Origin of the sequence: Chryseobacterium lathyri, from assembly GCF_030812195.1 — a bacterium.
GTDB classification, from domain to species: domain Bacteria; phylum Bacteroidota; class Bacteroidia; order Flavobacteriales; family Weeksellaceae; genus Chryseobacterium; species Chryseobacterium lathyri_A.
Map to the genome: position 1 here is coordinate 422,789 of NZ_JAUSSF010000001.1, position 15,504 is coordinate 438,292.

Genomic DNA, 15,504 nt, shown 5'->3' on the forward strand with positions numbered 1-15,504 from the left:
TTAATCTAAAAATTTAAAAGTTATGTCACTAAGAAACAAAGTAACATTAATTGGTTACACAGGTAAAGAAGTTGAAACAGTAAACTTCGAAAGCGGAAATGTAAAAGCAAGTGTATCGCTAGCGACCAGCGATCATTACACGAATGCAAAAGGTGAAAAAGTGGAAGAAACACAATGGCACAATTTGATTGCTTTTGGAAAAACAGCTGAAATTCTTCAGAAATATGTACCCAAAGGAAAAGAAATTGCCATTGAAGGAAAACTTACATACAGATCGTATGATGACAAAGACGGCGTTAAGCGTTATATAACAGAGATAAGAATCGATGAGATCCTGCTTTTAGGAGGTAAATAATTCTAAAAACACAAATGATGAACGTAAAAGTTTTTAAAATCAGACTTTCCAAGGAATTTCTTCATAGAGATCAAAAAATGCTCGATGATTTTCTTGAAGTGAACGAAATTATAAAAGTGGAAACCGCTTTTGTAAATGATGAATGTTACTGGTCCGTAATCCTGTATTTTGAAGAGCCGAAAACAGCTAAAAACACAGTAAAGGAGCCAAAGGCAGTAAAATACTCTGCAGATAATGATGTTTTAAACTCCGATGAAGAGAAAATTTTAGATGCCCTGAAATACTGGAGATCAGAGAAGGCAAAAGAACAGAATCTCCCCACTTATTTTATCGCGAGCAATAAAGAACTGATGTCTGTGGCTAAGTATAAGCCTGTGAAAAAAGAAGAACTGCTTGAGATCAAGGGTTTTGGAAAACATAAGATTGAAAATTATGGTGAAGAGATCCTGGAAATCCTTGAAGGTGTCTGATTTTCGGATGTAGTAATGATCATGCATCGAGAGCTGGGGAGTAATCCTTCCCAGCTTTTTTTATCTTCGGAAAAGTCCTTTCAATTGCTTATTTTTGCATATATCAAAATGACATACAGCAAATGAAGCCAAGTTTAGCAAAAGGAACGAGAGATTTTACAGCGCAGGAAGTTTCAAGAAGAAAATATATTATCAATATTTTACAGAATAATTTTGAATTATTCGGTTTTCAGCCATTAGAAACCCCAAGCTTTGAAAATCTTTCTACTTTGACAGGAAAGTACGGAGAAGAAGGTGACCGACTGATCTTTAAGATTTTAAATTCAGGAGAGTACGCTTCGAAAGTAAATCAGGAAGACTGGGATAATAAAAATCATCAGAAACTTATTTCTCAAATTTCAGATAAAGCACTCCGCTACGACCTTACCGTACCTTTTGCAAGATTCGTGGCGATGAATCATGGTAAGCTGACATTTCCATACAAGCGTTACCAGATCCAGCCGGTATGGAGAGCAGACCGACCACAAAAGGGAAGGTTCAGAGAGTTTTACCAGTGTGATGCTGATGTGGTGGGAAGCGAAAGCCTATTACAGGAAGTAGATTTGGTTCAGCTATATCTGAAATCATTTTCCGATTTAAATATTCCTGTTACCATCCATATGAACAACAGAAAGATCCTTTCCGGTCTGGCAGAATATGCAGGTATTACAGAAAAACTGATTGACTTTACTGTAGCTCTGGATAAGCTTGACAAAATAGGAAAAGAAGGAGTTGTTAAAGAATTACTGGAAAGAGAAATTTCTCAGGAATCTATTGATAAATTGGAGTTTTTATTCAGTCAGTCAGATGATGCGCTGGAAAATCTTCTTCAGTTAAAAGAAAAATTTGTTGACAGTGAAATTGGACTGCAAGGAGTAGATGAGCTGGAATTTGTTCTTACCCAATCTCTGAATCTTGGGGTAGATATGAAGAATCTTGTATTCAATATTACGCTGGCCAGAGGCTTAGATTATTATACCGGAGCTATTTTCGAGGTAAAAGCAGATGAGGTGGCGATGGGATCCATCGGCGGCGGCGGTAGATATGATAACCTTACCGAAGTGTTCGGAGTTAAAAATATTCCGGGAATCGGGATTTCATTCGGTTTGGACAGGGTTTATCTGGTAATGGAGGAACTTAATCTTTTTCCTGAAGAAGCTTCAATGAAAGTAGAATATCTGTTTGCTAACTTCGGAGGAGAAGAAACTGCAGAAGCTTTAAAATTGATTATGCAGCTGAGAGAAAAAGGAATCTCTGCCGAACTGTATCCGGAAAATGCAAAGCTGAACAAACAGTTTACCTATGCTGAAAAGAAAGGAATTAAAAATCTTGTTTTCTTAGGCGAAGAAGAGATTAAAAACGGAACGGTTACTTTTAAAGATCTTGCTGCCGGAGAACAGAAAACAGTTTCTTTGGAGAAGTTTTTGGGATAAGCACAAAAAATGATGAAAAAAAACATTTTATTTTTATCGATAAGCATTTGTCTCCTTGCTTGTAGTGCTCAATCTATTTCTAAAAAAGATAGAGACAGAGTGATAAAAGAATTAGAATATATTAAGAAAGTTGATCAGGAATATGCAGGAATTCCTCCGCAAATGTTTAAAAATAAATATGGTGAGAAAAACGCATGGAAGATATTTTTAGCTAAAAGAGATAGTATAAGTTTAGATAATCAAAAACGAATCAAAAAAATGTTTTCAAAATATGGTTATCTTGGCTTTGACAAAGTAGGAGAGGAAGCATCAAATAATTTTTGGATTTCAATACAGCATGCAGATAATGATATTGAATTTCAAAAGCAAATGTTAGATGAGATGAGGAAAGAAGTTATAAAAAATAATGTACGTAGATCCGACTACGCACTATTGGAAGATCGAGTAAATAAAAATTTAGGCAAAAAACAAAGGTTTGGATCTCAGTTGGATTATAATAATTTAGAGCAAGCTGTACCTAAAAATGGATTAGCAGATTCAATAAATATTGATAAATTAAGAAAAGAATTTGACTTGGAACCATATAAAGATTATCTCAATCGTATGACACAAAATCATTACAGGATGAATGAAAAATTGTTTTTAGAGAAAGGAATAAAATTTCCAAATCTCTATAAATAATCAAAAATAAAACGACTGATCATGAGTGAAAAATCAAGACTTGATGAAATAAAAGATGAACTGGAAATATTAGATATCAATCCTACCATTTTTGCCAGAAAAGAAATTCATGCATTACCGGATGTCCTTTCGGAGAATGAAAAAATTGTGTATTTGATTGAGGGAAGAAATAAACTGACCAATCATCATATCATTTTAGTAGCCACTGAAAGAAGGTTGATTTTTGTGGATAAAGAATTCATGTACGGGTTAAAAGTAGAAGATTTTTCTTACGACAAAGTAAGCTCCATACAATATGAGAAATCCTTAATGCTTGCTTCCATAGATATTCATATCTCGGACAATGTTGTTGAAATTGATAATGTCGGAAAATATTATGCAGAATTGTTTTGTGAAAAAGTAAGAGATTTTATGGCCCGTCCTAAAGAGTATTTTCAAAATAAACCAGAACCTACAGCTTTAGATCAATTGGAACAGTTGGGAAGACTCAGAGATAGTGGAATTTTAAATGAAGAAGAATTTGCCGAGCAGAAAAAGAAACTGCTGGATCGGCTTTCTTAAATATAACAATCAATCATAATGAACAACGTATCTTCTGATATTATAGATAAATGGTTGAAGGCATGGTCATTGTCGAGAAAGCTTCCTCTTCCTGTAAAGTACAAATCCGGTTTTAAAGTAGAAGTAGGTGAGGAAAAACAAAAAATAAGATATGTTTTTCCTGAAATCAATGATGATTTCATTGAACTCTCAAAACAAATTGATGAGCCGTGGATTTATCTCAAAGCCTGTGCTTCTCCGGATGAGGTAAAAGATGAAATATCCGAAAATTGGATCATCCAGCCTCCCGGATACATGATGGGCTGTTCCAGTCCGATGAATATTTCAAGGAAAAACCTGTGCGAAGGCTATCAGCTTGAATATGAAAAATATAACTCTACAACAGCAGTTAAGATTATTAATGAAAATGGAGAGTTAGCCTGTATAGGTAGGATTGTACTTGTAAATGATCTGGCTGTATACGATAGAATTATAACAGAAGAAAACCATCAAAGAAAGGGACTTGCTACTTTTTTGATGCAGGAACTTGAGAAAATTGCATTATCAAATGGTATCCACAACAATTTTTTAGTGGCAACAGAGCAGGGAAAATCACTTTATGAAACAATGGGATGGGAGCTTTACAGTTCCTATACCTCCATTGTTATTCCCGGGATTTGATTATTTGTAGAAAAGTGTAAAGTAAAATAACCTCAAAACATTTACTAAATTAGCAGTAAACGAATACCCATGGAAAACTACCTTGAAATCAATAAAAATTCCTGGAATGCCAAAGTAGATCCGCACCTGAAATCGGATTTTTATTTTGTAGATGAATTCTTAAAAGGAAGAAATTCCCTCAATTCAATAGAGCTGGACCTTTTGGGAGATGTAAAAGACAAAAGCATTCTGCATCTGCAATGTCATTTCGGGCAGGATTCTATTTCCCTGTCAAGAATGGGAGCTCATGTCACCGGTATAGATTTGTCCGATAAAGCTATTGAAACCGGAAAAGATCTTGCACAAAAATGCGGGACCGATACAGAATTTATCTGTTCGGATGTGTACAGTCTTCCGGATATTCTTAAGCAGAAATTCGATATTGTCTATACGAGCTATGGTGTGGTAGGCTGGCTTCCTGATCTGGATAAATGGGCTGGAGTAATCAGCCACTTTTTAAATCCGGGAGGTCAATTTATAATGGCGGAATTTCATCCTGCAGTTTGGATGTTTGATGACGATTTTACAAAAGTTGCGTACAATTATTTTAATGAAAAGCCTATTGTGGAAACCTATGAAGGAACGTATGCTGACAAATCGGCCAATATTGTTCAGGAATATGTAATGTGGAACCATTCTTTGGCTGAAGTTCTGCAGAATCTGATAAATCACACTATAGAACCGGAAATCTTCCGGGAATTCGACTGGTCACCTTATCCATGTTTCAATCAGGTTCAGGAATTTGAGAAAGGGAAATGGAGAATATTAGCATTCGGGAACAAATTACCGTTGGTATATGCCTTGAAAGGAAAGAAGAAATAAATTTTTACTGTTTCAAAATAACTATATAATATAAAAAGTCATCATAGTCCTGAGATTACGATGACTTTTCATATATGAATGTTAAAAAAACTAATTGCTTTTAGAAAGAATCTTCAGCTTTTGTTTTAGCTTCGTCTACTTTGTTCTGAACCTGAGATGCAACGTCATTGGCTTTGTTCTTAACATCATTTCCCCATTTGTTCAGGTTATCTTTTGCCGTATTGATTTTATCCTTTACAGCCTGCTTTTCTTCAGGAGTAGAATTCTTATATTTCCAATATGCCAAAGCACCTACACCCAGTAAGGCTAATAGCCCTTTTGTTTTATTTCCCATGATTTTTATTTTTAATGATTTATAATTAAAACTTGTTATTGTTAAACATGTAAAATACGTGCCAAAAAATTAAATGGGATAATAAAAAAATGTTAAAATTATTGAAAGACCTGAAAATTTTCTCCATCGAAACTGGCAAAGACCATAGTAGGATAAGAGTCCTGATGATAGATATTTCCGTCTTTGTCGATGGCGATGGCCCCTGCAAAGCCATCTATGGTCTTAAGCTCTTCAAATGTCTTATGAAAAGCCTGTTCAAGACTCATTCCGTCCGTAGTTCTCGTTACAATCTTTGCAGCAGTAGCATTACTTACAATATCTTCTCCTACACCCGTGCAGCTCACGGCACAGGATGAATTGGCATAATTTCCAGCCACCGTTGCAGAGTCTGAAATTCTTCCGGGAATCTCAAATCCTTTTCCACCGGTAGAAGTTGCTACAGCAAGCTTTCCTTCTTTATCAAGAGCGACACAGCCTACAGTTCCTTTTCCTCCGTTATCAAGTTTAGCTTCATATTCACTTCTTCGCTGGGGAATTTCAGTTGAGAAATGTTCAAATCCATGTTCAGAGGCATAAATTTTAGCCCCGTTACCGCCCAGAACCCTGTCGTCCTCTTTAATCAGCTCTTTCGCTACAAAAATTGGATTCTTTACATCCTGGAGATTGATTACGCCGCTTAATTTCTGCGTCTGCCCATCCATAATGGCTGCGCTCATGCGGATTACGCCGTCACTTTGTATCTGGGAACCGATACCTGCATTGTACAGCGGATCGTCTTCCAGAAGAGAAACAGCATAAGCCACCGTATCAAAAGCAGAATGCGTCTGAAGGTATTCAAAAGCCTTTTGAGCAATATGTTTTAAAGAACTTTGTTTTGCCGTCTTTATTTCATGACTTTGATCACTTTCAGAGAAAAAACCGCCGTGGATAATGATTTTCATAAGATTATATTTGTCAATTGTGAAAAGTCAATTGTCAATTTTAAAGTTAAGTATAAAAATTGTAATTGGTGAAATTCTGTTCACCATTAATTACTTTATTTATCCTGTGGAATAGGGTTGAACTGTGAATTTTCGATCGTAAGTTTCTTTGTGGTAAGATCATAATGATCATTCATAGACATAACATGTACGGTAAGATTATCAATTGAAATAGGTTCACCCAGGTTGATGTTCGTAAGGTTGGTATCTTTAATGAATCTTCCGTCCACCAGGATCACAAGACCTGAGCCTACAGCTGTCATAATATCATTATGGATAAAAAGCCCCGTGTCTTCACCAAGTCCTATTCCCAATGTTCTTGGATTGTTGACTACAGCCTGAAAAAGGCGTCCGATTCTGCCACGCTGTACGAAATGCGTATCAATAATTACATTATCAATCAGGCCAAGTCCCTGCGTTGTTTTAATCTCTCCCTTTAAAAGAGATTCAGAGCTGCTTCCCTGATAGATCATATTTTCAGAAGCCGCCGCCGCGCCGGCAGAAGTTCCTGAATAAATAAAATCCTGTTCCTGATATTTCAGTAAAATAGTATCATGAAATCTTGTTCCTCCAAGAATAGAGGTCAGCCTGAGCTGATCACCTCCCGTAAACATGACAACGTCTGCTGCATTGGCCCTTGCAGCCATAGCGTCAGAATTGGCCTCTTCACGATTGTGGATGTCAAGAATATTTACATTTTTGGCGCCAAGAAATTCAAAAGCTTTTTTGTATTCTGTGCCTACAATTTGAGGGATCTGAGAGGCTGTAGTTACAATTTCGATGACAGAATTCTCCTTAAGCTTAGATTCGTTAATGATCTTTCTTAAGATTCCTCTTTCAAAAAAGTTAAGGTTTTTTTCAATGTTCTGGTCGAAATCGGTTTCTGCAAAGCTTCCTTTGTTTACAGCTCCTCCGATAATAATTAATTTTCCAACGGGTCTCATCATAGTGTGCAAATTTAAAAAATAATTAACATTTGGCGAAATTCATGCCACATTTTAATGATTTTTAATGTTTTAGAATTGTTAATTTCTTTTCATTTTTTTTTGAGAAATCTTTAAATGTGGTATAGTTTGGTTTAGGGTTTTACATTATCTTTGATTTTTGAAGGAGTTATTGTTAACTGATAAAAATGCAAATAGATTATGAAAATTGAGAAGATACAGGCATTACGAGGTCCAAATATCTGGAGCATCAGAAGAAAGAAGCTGATACAGATGAGATTGGATCTTGAAGAAATGGAAAATTATCCTACGAACAAAATCGACGGTTTCAGAGAAAGAATTGAAAAACTAATCCCATCTCTGTTCACCCACAGATGTTCAGAAGGAGTGGAAGGTGGATTCTTTCACAGGATAGAAACCGGAACCTGGATGGGTCATGTAATAGAACACATAGCGCTGGAAATACAGACACTGGCAGGCATGGACGTAGGTTTCGGAAGAACCCGTGAAACAAAGTCGCCCGGAATATACAATGTTGTTTTTAATTATATTGAAGAAAATGCCGGAATTTATGCTGCTGAAGAAGCGGTGAATATAGCACAAGCTTTGATCGACAATACAGAATACGATATTAATGCCTGTATACAGAAATTGAAGGAAATCAGAGAACGTGTCCGTCTGGGGCCTTCTACGGGAAGTATCGTGGAAGAAGCTGTTTCCAGAAAAATTCCATGGATAAGATTGGGAACAAACTCTTTGGTACAGCTTGGGTACGGTGTGAATCAACAGCGTTTTCAGGCCACCATTACCGGTAAAACGAGCTCCATTGCAGTAGATATTGCATGTAATAAAGAACTGACGAAAAGAATGCTTCATGATGCTGCCATTCCTGTTCCTATTGGAGATCTGGTAGTAGATGAAGAAGAACTGAAAGATGTTATAAAAAAAATAGGCTATCCTATCGTACTAAAACCGTTGGATGGAAATCATGGAAAAGGTTCTTCTATTAATGTAAATGATTGGGAAGCCGCAAAAATAGGACTGGAGCATGCCCAGAAATATTCCAGAAAAGTCATTGTAGAAAAATACATTACAGGATATGATTTCAGGGTTCTGGTCATTAACAATAAAATGGTTGCCGCAGCAAGGAGGGTACCTGCACATGTTGTTGGAGACGGTGAACTGAATCTCCAGGAACTGATCGATAAAGAAAACAGAGATCCGAGAAGAGGGTATGGCCATGAAAATGTCCTTACAGAAATAGAAGTAGACAAAGATACATTGGAACTTCTTGAAAAGCTTCAGTATACCCTTGAAACTGTTCCGCAAAAAGGAGAGGTTGTCTATTTGAAATCTACGGCCAATCTTTCTACGGGAGGTACGTCCATAGATGTTACCGATATGGTGCATCCGGAGAATATCACCATGGCAGAAAGAGTTTCCAAGATTATTGGTCTGGATGTCTGCGGTATCGATATTATGGCAGAAAATTTGACACAGCCGCTTAAAGAAAGCGGAGCTGCAATTATAGAAGTGAATGCCGCACCAGGATTCAGAATGCACCTGGCACCAAGCGAAGGCCTTCCGAGAAACGTAGCTGCTCCGGTGGTTGATATGTTGTATCCTCCGGGAAAACCATTCACAATCCCAATTATCGCAGTGACAGGAACGAATGGAAAAACAACAACAACAAGACTAATCTCACATATTGTAAAAAGCAACGGTTATAGAGTAGGTTTTACGACTTCTGACGGTATTTATATTCAGAATACCATGCTGACAAAAGGAGATACTACAGGACCGATTTCTGCTGAATTTGTTCTGAAAGATCCTACCGTAGAATTTGCTGTTCTGGAAACTGCAAGAGGCGGAATCCTGCGTTCCGGCTTAGGGTATTCCCAATGTGATATCGGAGTTTTGACTAATATTGAAGAGGATCATTTGGGAATGAATGATATTCACAATTTGAAAGACCTTACAAAAGTAAAAAGAGTGGTGCTGGACAGTGTTAAGAAAAACGGCTGGAGCGTCCTGAATGCAGATAATGAATATTCCATGAAGATCATTAATGATCTCGACAGTAATGTTGCGATTTTCAGTATGGATGAAAATAATCCCCATATTGTAAAGTTTGCCAAAGAAGGAAAAATCACTTGTATTTATGAAGAAGGTTTTGTAACCATTAAAAAAGGCGACTGGAAAATTAGAATTGGAAAGGCTAAAGATTTCCCGATTACGATGGAAGGGAAAGCCCGGTTTATGATCGAAAATGTTCTGGCGGCAAGTTTGGCCAGTTATCTTTATGGTTTCGGGATCGAAGATATTTCCAATTCCTTAAGGACTTTCATTCCAAGTGCACAGCTTACGCCGGGAAGACTGAATATTTTTAAATTCAAAAACTTTAAGGTTCTTATTGATTTTGCACACAATCCTTCAGGCTACGAAGCTATCGAAGATTATCTTAAAAATGTGGAATCTACCAAGAAAATAGGTATCATTTCAGGAGTAGGCGACAGGCGTGACAGTGATATCAGAGAATGTGGAAAAATTGCAGGAAGAATGTTTGATTATATCATCATCAGAAATGAAAAGCACCTGAGAGGAAGAACGGAAGAAGAGATCAACGGGTTGATCATCGACGGTATTAATGAAGCAGGAAGAGATGTGAGCTATGAAATTATTCCAAAAGAAATTGAGGCTTTAAAGCATGCCATGGGAATGGCTGAAGAAGGAACCTTTATCACTGCCTTAAGTGATGTTATTTCAAATGCAATCGATCTGGTACAGGATTATCAGGCACGTGAGCTTATGGAAGACGATAAAAATTCGTAAAATAAATGATCTATACAAAAAACGGCTGAATTTTCAGCCGTTTTTATTTTATATGCTTAAATAAGAAACATATTTTATCTTAAGGAATGAAAAGAAGTCGGATGTACCGCTGATATACTCATAGATAAAACAGTGGCTTAGTCCAATTAATAAGGGATTGATACAGAAATCCGATCTGGGAAAATAATAAATCCCTTTAAATCAGGAGTATTTGTTGTATTAATCAGCTTTTTCTTTTTGATAGTTCAGATTATTCCTCTCCAAAAAAAGCATTCGAGCTTCCGATCCAGATAGCATCTTTCTTATTGAAATCTACATTTACCATTGCAGCTTTAGTCATTCTTCCCAAATTTTCCAGTAGAATAGGGCGTTCATCATTTTCGTGCCAGATATACAGCAGTCGGATTTCTGCCTTTGAAAATTCCCCGTTAATATCTTCAAAAATAGGCTCATAAGTGACTTTTCTCTGTAAGATATAATTTTCCTTATCCTCAATAGCTTCTGTGACTTCTTTTGTAGGATTTAAATTCACTCCACTTCCTGCGAATGAAAATAGTGGTTTTAGTACAAAATTATCCAGACTTTCGGATTCAGGGAATTCGTGAAGAAAATAGCTCTTCGGAACGAATTGATGCTTCAGCATGGGAAGAAGAAATTTTGAGATCTTAAAGAACCAGTTAGGATGTGTAATCCATTTTACATCAATATCATCACGGAAATCAAATCCGGCTTTCAGATCCGGAATTCTATCCAGTTCATCAAAAATAACACGGTTATAGATTCTTTTAATCTCAACAGATTTTCCGTTGTTTTCATAAAACAGCTTTCTGCCTTCTTTTTTCACTTTGGTCAGGCACACTGTTTTTATCCCTAATAATTGTTCCGTTAAAGCAAAATCAATTGCTGTTTTCTGTTTCTCCGGAAATATTTCAAGCAGGATAACATGTTCGGGATTTTCATTTCCGATAATCAGCTCTTTTAAATGATTTTTAAATTCAGAATGAGGCATTGTATTCCTGAGTTCGGAAAGAAAAGGGTAAACCTCACAGAATGTATCTTCAAAAGTCTTTTGAAAAGCATACAGTGAAGGAAAAGCCTGCAGCTCGATCAGCTGAGGTACAATTTCTCCTTTTTCACTTCGGCAGATCCCGAAATCAATCGTAAAAAAGTGAGGCTGAGGAGTATCATTAGGTACTCTGCAGTTATCCGGAACGGCCTTGTAAAGTACTTCAGAAGGAAGTGCCTTGATCTGGTCAATAATACTTTCGCTGGCGTCAAGAAGCTTGTTTTTAAATTCATTAGTAAGAAAGAGTGGACTTTCTGAAATTCTGAATGCAGGTGCAATACCTCCTTTCTGAGCAAGATACTCTTTAAGCTGTTCGTATTTTTCCTGTGAAAATTGCTGGTTGAACTGTTTTCTGTATTTTGGGATCATATTTTTTCTTTGTGGTTTTGATTTTAAAAAATCGAGCATTTCTGCCCGATTTTAATACTTTTAATTTTTTAACGTAGATTCCAAAATAAAGTTTTAATATAAAATCTATCTAAGATTTATATTAAATCAATTTGTTTTAAATCCGCGTTTTTTCTTTTAAGCTAAAACTTCATTTCCCTTCAAAATGTTTTTTTTTGCGGACTGAAGGAATCTCGGCAAGATCTGGCTTCTGGTGAGAATAATCTTGTCTTCATCGTCTATTCTGTCTACCGTTTCAAGATATTTCTCCATTCCGAAGTTCTCAATCATCGCTGTTTTATTTTTTTCGTCTTTCAGGTTTTCGATCATGCCCTTAGGATCAGCTTCCGGATGAAACTGGGTCCCGAATATTTCATCTGAAAAACGTACAGCCATTACAGCCCTTTCCAGATTGATGTGTGGTCTGAATTTCTCGATAGCTGTGATTTTCATACCCAACTCATCAAAACGGTCCATGTCCGGTTCAATGAATTGATATGCTCTGGAATCTACAGCATAAAAAGGATCCTGAAGGTTTTTAAATAAAAACTCCTGCTCGCCTTCCTCTGTTTTGTGGATTGGCATTACTCCGAAAGAATAAGATTTTCTTTTACAGATATTACCCAGTTTCCAGTGGATGCTTGCCAATTGGAATGAATGGCAGATCAGGAACAGGTACTTTTTATCTTCGTTATATTTATTATGCTCTAAAATAGCATCTAAAAAACTCGCATATTTGTCTTCCCACTCCAGACCTTCTCTGTGGGGATTTCCCGGTCCTCCTGAAGAAATAAAGATGTCAAAATCTTCAATGTTTGGCATTTCATTTCTGAACCTTACATCAAAAGTTTTGATAATCACAGTTTCTTCAGAGCTTTGCTGGAATGCTTCCGAAATCTCTTTAATATTTCTAAAGCCTTGATTGACATGGTTGTTGTTCATGTCCACCAATGCAATTCGAATATCTTTCATACTACTTCATATTTTTTGCAAAGTTACCAAAAATATTATGAAGCTGTTTCGCCATGTGTTATGCCATACTCCGTTTCAGAGATCATATAATCTACCACTTTGGTAAGGTCTCCGGTTTCATTAAACACTTTAAGCTGTCTGTCGGCTCCTGTTCCGTTTTCCAGAATGGTCCAGGCATATTCAACCTCTTTTCTGCAGTCGAGTTCATCTACGACATCATCGATGAATTCCAGAAGTTCCTTCAAAAGATGAGGATAAGGAACGGATTCCTCTTTTCCAAAATCGATCAAGTGTGCTTCAATACCGCTTTTGGATGCTCTCCATTTGTTTTCGTTCAGTAATAATCTTCTGTAGCTTCTGAAACTTAAGTTCTGCTGATGAAGTTTATAGATTTTTGCCACCAGACTTTGCATAATGGCAGCGAGACAAACTGTTTCCTCTATCCTTAAAGGCATGTCGCAAATTCTGAACTCAATGGTAGGGTAGAATGGATGAACCCTTAAATCCCACCAGATTTTCTTGGCATTGTCTATTGTCCCGGTTTTTACCAAAAGTTCTACATAACTGTCAAACTCAGCGAGTGAATTGAAATAGCTGGGAATGCCGGTTCTTGGGAATTTAACGAAAATTTCCTGTCTGTAAGACTTGAAGCCGGTATTTCTCCCAATCCAGAACGGAGAGTTGGTAGAAAGCGCATAGACGTGCGGAAGAAAATAACGCATTACATTCTGAATTCTAACCCCTTCTTCACGGTTTGGAATTCCGATATGGACATGGAGGCCAAAAATTAAATTTCCTCGGGCAACATCCCCCATATCATCTACAATCTTGTTGTAACGTTCGCCGTTTGTGATGGTATTATGTTCCCAGTTTGAAAAAGGATGGGTTCCGCCTCCGGCTACCCGAAGGCCCTGTTCATGGGCTGTGTTGATTAAATGTCTTCTCAGATTAGTCAGTTCTGCTCTGGCCTCCTTGATATTCTGGCAGATACCGGTTTCCATTTCGATCATGGATTCGTGCATCTCGTGTTTTAAATTTTCGCTTAAAACGGCTTTTCCGCCTTCAATTATTTTCGAAACATGAGATATTAAGTCCCTGCTCTCAACATCAATGATCTGATATTCTTCCTCGATTCCTATAGTAAACTGATGCATTTTTTTTCGTGTTTTTTATTTTCTTAATATTTATTTTACAGAGTCTTTTACAAAAGTACCCCAGGAAATATTAGGTTTTCCCGGCACATATTCTTTTGCTTTTTCAATAGCCAGTTTAGCAGAATGCTCTACGATCCATGCAAAGTTTTCTTCACCTACCGAGTTTTTATCGGCATCAGGAGCTGGATTGCAGAAATCTATCGCATATGGAATTCCGTCTCTGATAGCAAATTCTACCGTATTGAAATCATAACCCAGAGCTTCATTCATTGTAAGAGTGTAGTCATAAATGGTTTTCAATAGTTTTTCAAGTTCCTCGCCTTTAGTCTGATGTGTTGTGGCATACCTCAGATGATGCGGGTTACGTGGTTCGTAAGGCATAATATGGACATATTTTTTGCCCAGACAATAAACCCTGTAATAATCGTCGAAAACAATTTCTTCCTGTACCATCATCACCAGCTGTTCTGTTTCGCTTAATTTTTCCCATAGATCCTCCGGACTTTCGACTCTGTACACACTTTTCCATCCGCCGCCGTCATGTGGTTTCATATAGGCAGGAAATCCTACATAGTTGAAAATATATTCCCAATCGTGAGGAAATTTCAGATTTCTGAATGATGTTTCCGAAGTATCTGTTGGTCTTTCGTGCGATGGGAGCAATACCGTTTTAGGGAGCGGAATTCCAAGTTTGGTCATCAGTGCATTATTGAAGAACTTTTCATCAGCGCTCCACCAGAAAGGGTTATTGATTACATAAGTTCCGTTAAGCGCGGCATTTTTCAAATAAGCTCTGTAAAAAGGAACATCCTGCGAAATTCTGTCGATAATGACTGCATAGCCGTAATCAGCACCTTGTTCCAGTTTGTCGATATTAACTGCTTCAGCAATGATTTCTCCACCGCCCAGCTCATTTACTTTATCGATAAACGCCCAAGGAAATGTATCTTCCATACCGAATAGAATTCCCACTTTTTTTGCCATAATTTCTGTTTTTAAATTGGTATATGTTTTATTATTTTATCTATTAAATGTACGGTTTTCAGGAGAAAAAAGCTCCTATAAATGTCGGGAAAACCATCCTCCATAAAGGCCAGTCATGATTGATCCATTTTCTCTCATCGTACCAGAAATCAATCCCTTTCGAGCTCAGGATTTCAGCCATTTCGATGTTTTTATCCCTGCAGATATCCTGGTCAGAAGTGCTAAGTACAATGTGCATATGCTTGTATTTCCAGGCTTCATCATTCTTTACAAACTCCTTTGGACAGTTAAAGTAAACGAGCTCATCCGAATATCCGTCCATGAAATTTCTGATGCTGAACGCTCCGGAAAGGCAGAACAGATGGGAAACCACATCAGGGAACCTGAAAGCAAAATTCGCGGCATGATAACCTCCGAAACTGGCTCCGGCCACAGCCACACGGTGTGTTTTGTGGATTTTTTGGATATACGGAATAAATTCTTGGATCAGGAACTGTACATACAGCTCATAATTCTTTATTCTTTTTTCAGGTGAGATCTTTTCATCATAAAAGCTCCAGCTGTCAATAGTTTGAATATTATAGAGCTTTACTTTTCCCTGCTCTATAAACCAGTTGATGCTTCCGTTAAGATGAAAATCGTGATTTTGGGTATATTGTCCCTGAGAAGTTGGAAACATAATAATGGGATGTCCATAATGTCCGGTAACTTCTATTTTAAGGCTTGTCCCTAATATATTTGAATAATAATCAGTATGTTCTATATGCGGCATTGATAAATTTCTTTTATTT

General features: G+C 37.1%; 16 protein-coding genes. 8 read left to right on the forward strand and 8 right to left on the reverse strand.

From position 1 onward, the window contains the following. Positions 1-22 precede the first annotated feature (22 nt). The 7 genes from J2T03_RS01940 (at position 23) to J2T03_RS01970 (ending at position 5,060) form a co-directional block, all read left to right on the forward strand. On the forward strand, positions 23-355 hold the full coding sequence (locus J2T03_RS01940) for a single-stranded DNA-binding protein (RefSeq protein WP_048504355.1): 333 nt from the start codon (positions 23-25) through the stop codon (positions 353-355). Positions 356-369: 14 nt separating this feature from the next. Beyond that, the gene (locus tag J2T03_RS01945; protein ID WP_307209132.1) at positions 370-825 is read left to right on the forward strand and encodes an HRDC domain-containing protein; all 456 of its coding nucleotides are present in this window, start codon (positions 370-372) and stop codon (positions 823-825) included. Between the two features lie 122 nt (positions 826-947). Next, positions 948-2,297 carry a histidine--tRNA ligase gene (gene hisS, locus J2T03_RS01950; protein WP_307209133.1) on the forward strand — a complete coding sequence of 450 codons (1,350 nt, stop codon included), beginning with the start codon at positions 948-950 and terminating at the stop codon, positions 2,295-2,297. A gap of 9 nt (positions 2,298-2,306) precedes the next feature. Further along, positions 2,307-2,978, forward strand: a complete 672-nt coding sequence (locus J2T03_RS01955; protein ID WP_306843014.1) for a DUF6624 domain-containing protein — start codon at positions 2,307-2,309, stop codon at positions 2,976-2,978. 21 nt (positions 2,979-2,999) lie between these two features. Further along, a complete protein-coding gene (locus J2T03_RS01960; RefSeq protein WP_307209134.1) occupies positions 3,000-3,539 on the forward strand; it encodes a PH domain-containing protein in 540 nt (179 codons plus the stop codon). 18 nt (positions 3,540-3,557) lie between these two features. Next, a complete protein-coding gene (locus tag J2T03_RS01965; protein ID WP_307209135.1) occupies positions 3,558-4,199 on the forward strand; it encodes a GNAT family N-acetyltransferase in 642 nt (213 codons plus the stop codon). A 69-nt stretch (positions 4,200-4,268) separates the two neighbouring features. Beyond that, positions 4,269-5,060 carry a class I SAM-dependent methyltransferase gene (locus J2T03_RS01970; RefSeq protein WP_307209137.1) on the forward strand — a complete coding sequence of 264 codons (792 nt, stop codon included), beginning with the start codon at positions 4,269-4,271 and terminating at the stop codon, positions 5,058-5,060. 100 nt (positions 5,061-5,160) lie between these two features. Here J2T03_RS01970 and J2T03_RS01975 read toward each other — a convergent pair whose 3' ends face one another. The 3 genes from J2T03_RS01975 to J2T03_RS01985 all read right to left on the reverse strand — a co-directional run bounded on the left by J2T03_RS01975 (position 5,161) and on the right by J2T03_RS01985 (position 7,321). Further along, positions 5,161-5,394, reverse strand: a complete 234-nt coding sequence (locus J2T03_RS01975; protein WP_306843007.1) for a YtxH domain-containing protein — start codon at positions 5,392-5,394, stop codon at positions 5,161-5,163. A gap of 98 nt (positions 5,395-5,492) precedes the next feature. Next, entirely contained in the window at positions 5,493-6,335 is an 843-nt protein-coding gene (locus J2T03_RS01980) for an isoaspartyl peptidase/L-asparaginase (RefSeq protein ID WP_307209139.1), read from the reverse strand. 95 nt (positions 6,336-6,430) lie between these two features. Next, positions 6,431-7,321, reverse strand: a complete 891-nt coding sequence (locus tag J2T03_RS01985; protein WP_373426874.1) for a cyanophycinase — start codon at positions 7,319-7,321, stop codon at positions 6,431-6,433. Between the two features lie 198 nt (positions 7,322-7,519). Here J2T03_RS01985 and cphA point away from each other — a divergent pair, with 198 nt between their 5' ends. Next, a complete protein-coding gene (gene cphA / locus J2T03_RS01990; protein ID WP_306843003.1) occupies positions 7,520-10,150 on the forward strand; it encodes a cyanophycin synthetase in 2,631 nt (876 codons plus the stop codon). A 250-nt stretch (positions 10,151-10,400) separates the two neighbouring features. On the opposite strand, the gene J2T03_RS01995 is transcribed toward cphA, so the two are convergent. The 5 genes from J2T03_RS01995 to J2T03_RS02015 form a co-directional block, all read right to left on the reverse strand. Further along, the gene (locus J2T03_RS01995; protein WP_307209141.1) at positions 10,401-11,585 is read right to left on the reverse strand and encodes a hypothetical protein; all 1,185 of its coding nucleotides are present in this window, start codon (positions 11,583-11,585) and stop codon (positions 10,401-10,403) included. Positions 11,586-11,741: 156 nt separating this feature from the next. Beyond that, entirely contained in the window at positions 11,742-12,575 is an 834-nt protein-coding gene (locus tag J2T03_RS02000; RefSeq protein ID WP_306842999.1) for a type 1 glutamine amidotransferase, read from the reverse strand. Positions 12,576-12,610: 35 nt separating this feature from the next. Then, the gene (locus tag J2T03_RS02005; protein ID WP_306842997.1) at positions 12,611-13,729 is read right to left on the reverse strand and encodes a carboxylate-amine ligase; all 1,119 of its coding nucleotides are present in this window, start codon (positions 13,727-13,729) and stop codon (positions 12,611-12,613) included. Between the two features lie 30 nt (positions 13,730-13,759). Further along, entirely contained in the window at positions 13,760-14,713 is a 954-nt protein-coding gene (locus J2T03_RS02010) for an ATP-grasp domain-containing protein (RefSeq protein WP_307209142.1), read from the reverse strand. Positions 14,714-14,771: 58 nt separating this feature from the next. Continuing rightward, the gene (locus tag J2T03_RS02015; RefSeq protein ID WP_307209143.1) at positions 14,772-15,485 is read right to left on the reverse strand and encodes an alpha/beta hydrolase-fold protein; all 714 of its coding nucleotides are present in this window, start codon (positions 15,483-15,485) and stop codon (positions 14,772-14,774) included. Positions 15,486-15,504: the final 19 nt, after the last annotated feature.

Excerpts from the sequence above, each read along its gene's own strand:
- J2T03_RS01940 (WP_048504355.1), top strand. The coding sequence starts at position 23 with ATGTCACTAAGAAACAAAGTAACATTAATTGGTTACACAGGTAAAGAA.
- J2T03_RS01945 (WP_307209132.1), top strand. The coding sequence starts at position 370 with ATGATGAACGTAAAAGTTTTTAAAATCAGACTTTCCAAGGAATTTCTT.
- hisS (WP_307209133.1), top strand. The coding sequence starts at position 948 with ATGAAGCCAAGTTTAGCAAAAGGAACGAGAGATTTTACAGCGCAGGAA.
- J2T03_RS01955 (WP_306843014.1), top strand. The coding sequence starts at position 2,307 with ATGATGAAAAAAAACATTTTATTTTTATCGATAAGCATTTGTCTCCTT.
- J2T03_RS01960 (WP_307209134.1), top strand. The coding sequence starts at position 3,000 with ATGAGTGAAAAATCAAGACTTGATGAAATAAAAGATGAACTGGAAATA.
- J2T03_RS01965 (WP_307209135.1), top strand. The coding sequence starts at position 3,558 with ATGAACAACGTATCTTCTGATATTATAGATAAATGGTTGAAGGCATGG.
- J2T03_RS01970 (WP_307209137.1), top strand. The coding sequence starts at position 4,269 with ATGGAAAACTACCTTGAAATCAATAAAAATTCCTGGAATGCCAAAGTA.
- J2T03_RS01975 (WP_306843007.1), bottom strand. The coding sequence starts at position 5,394 with ATGGGAAATAAAACAAAAGGGCTATTAGCCTTACTGGGTGTAGGTGCT.
- J2T03_RS01980 (WP_307209139.1), bottom strand. The coding sequence starts at position 6,335 with ATGAAAATCATTATCCACGGCGGTTTTTTCTCTGAAAGTGATCAAAGT.
- J2T03_RS01985 (WP_373426874.1), bottom strand. The coding sequence starts at position 7,321 with ATGATGAGACCCGTTGGAAAATTAATTATTATCGGAGGAGCTGTAAAC.
- cphA (WP_306843003.1), top strand. The coding sequence starts at position 7,520 with ATGAAAATTGAGAAGATACAGGCATTACGAGGTCCAAATATCTGGAGC.
- J2T03_RS01995 (WP_307209141.1), bottom strand. The coding sequence starts at position 11,585 with ATGATCCCAAAATACAGAAAACAGTTCAACCAGCAATTTTCACAGGAA.
- J2T03_RS02000 (WP_306842999.1), bottom strand. The coding sequence starts at position 12,575 with ATGAAAGATATTCGAATTGCATTGGTGGACATGAACAACAACCATGTC.
- J2T03_RS02005 (WP_306842997.1), bottom strand. The coding sequence starts at position 13,729 with ATGCATCAGTTTACTATAGGAATCGAGGAAGAATATCAGATCATTGAT.
- J2T03_RS02010 (WP_307209142.1), bottom strand. The coding sequence starts at position 14,713 with ATGGCAAAAAAAGTGGGAATTCTATTCGGTATGGAAGATACATTTCCT.
- J2T03_RS02015 (WP_307209143.1), bottom strand. The coding sequence starts at position 15,485 with ATGCCGCATATAGAACATACTGATTATTATTCAAATATATTAGGGACA.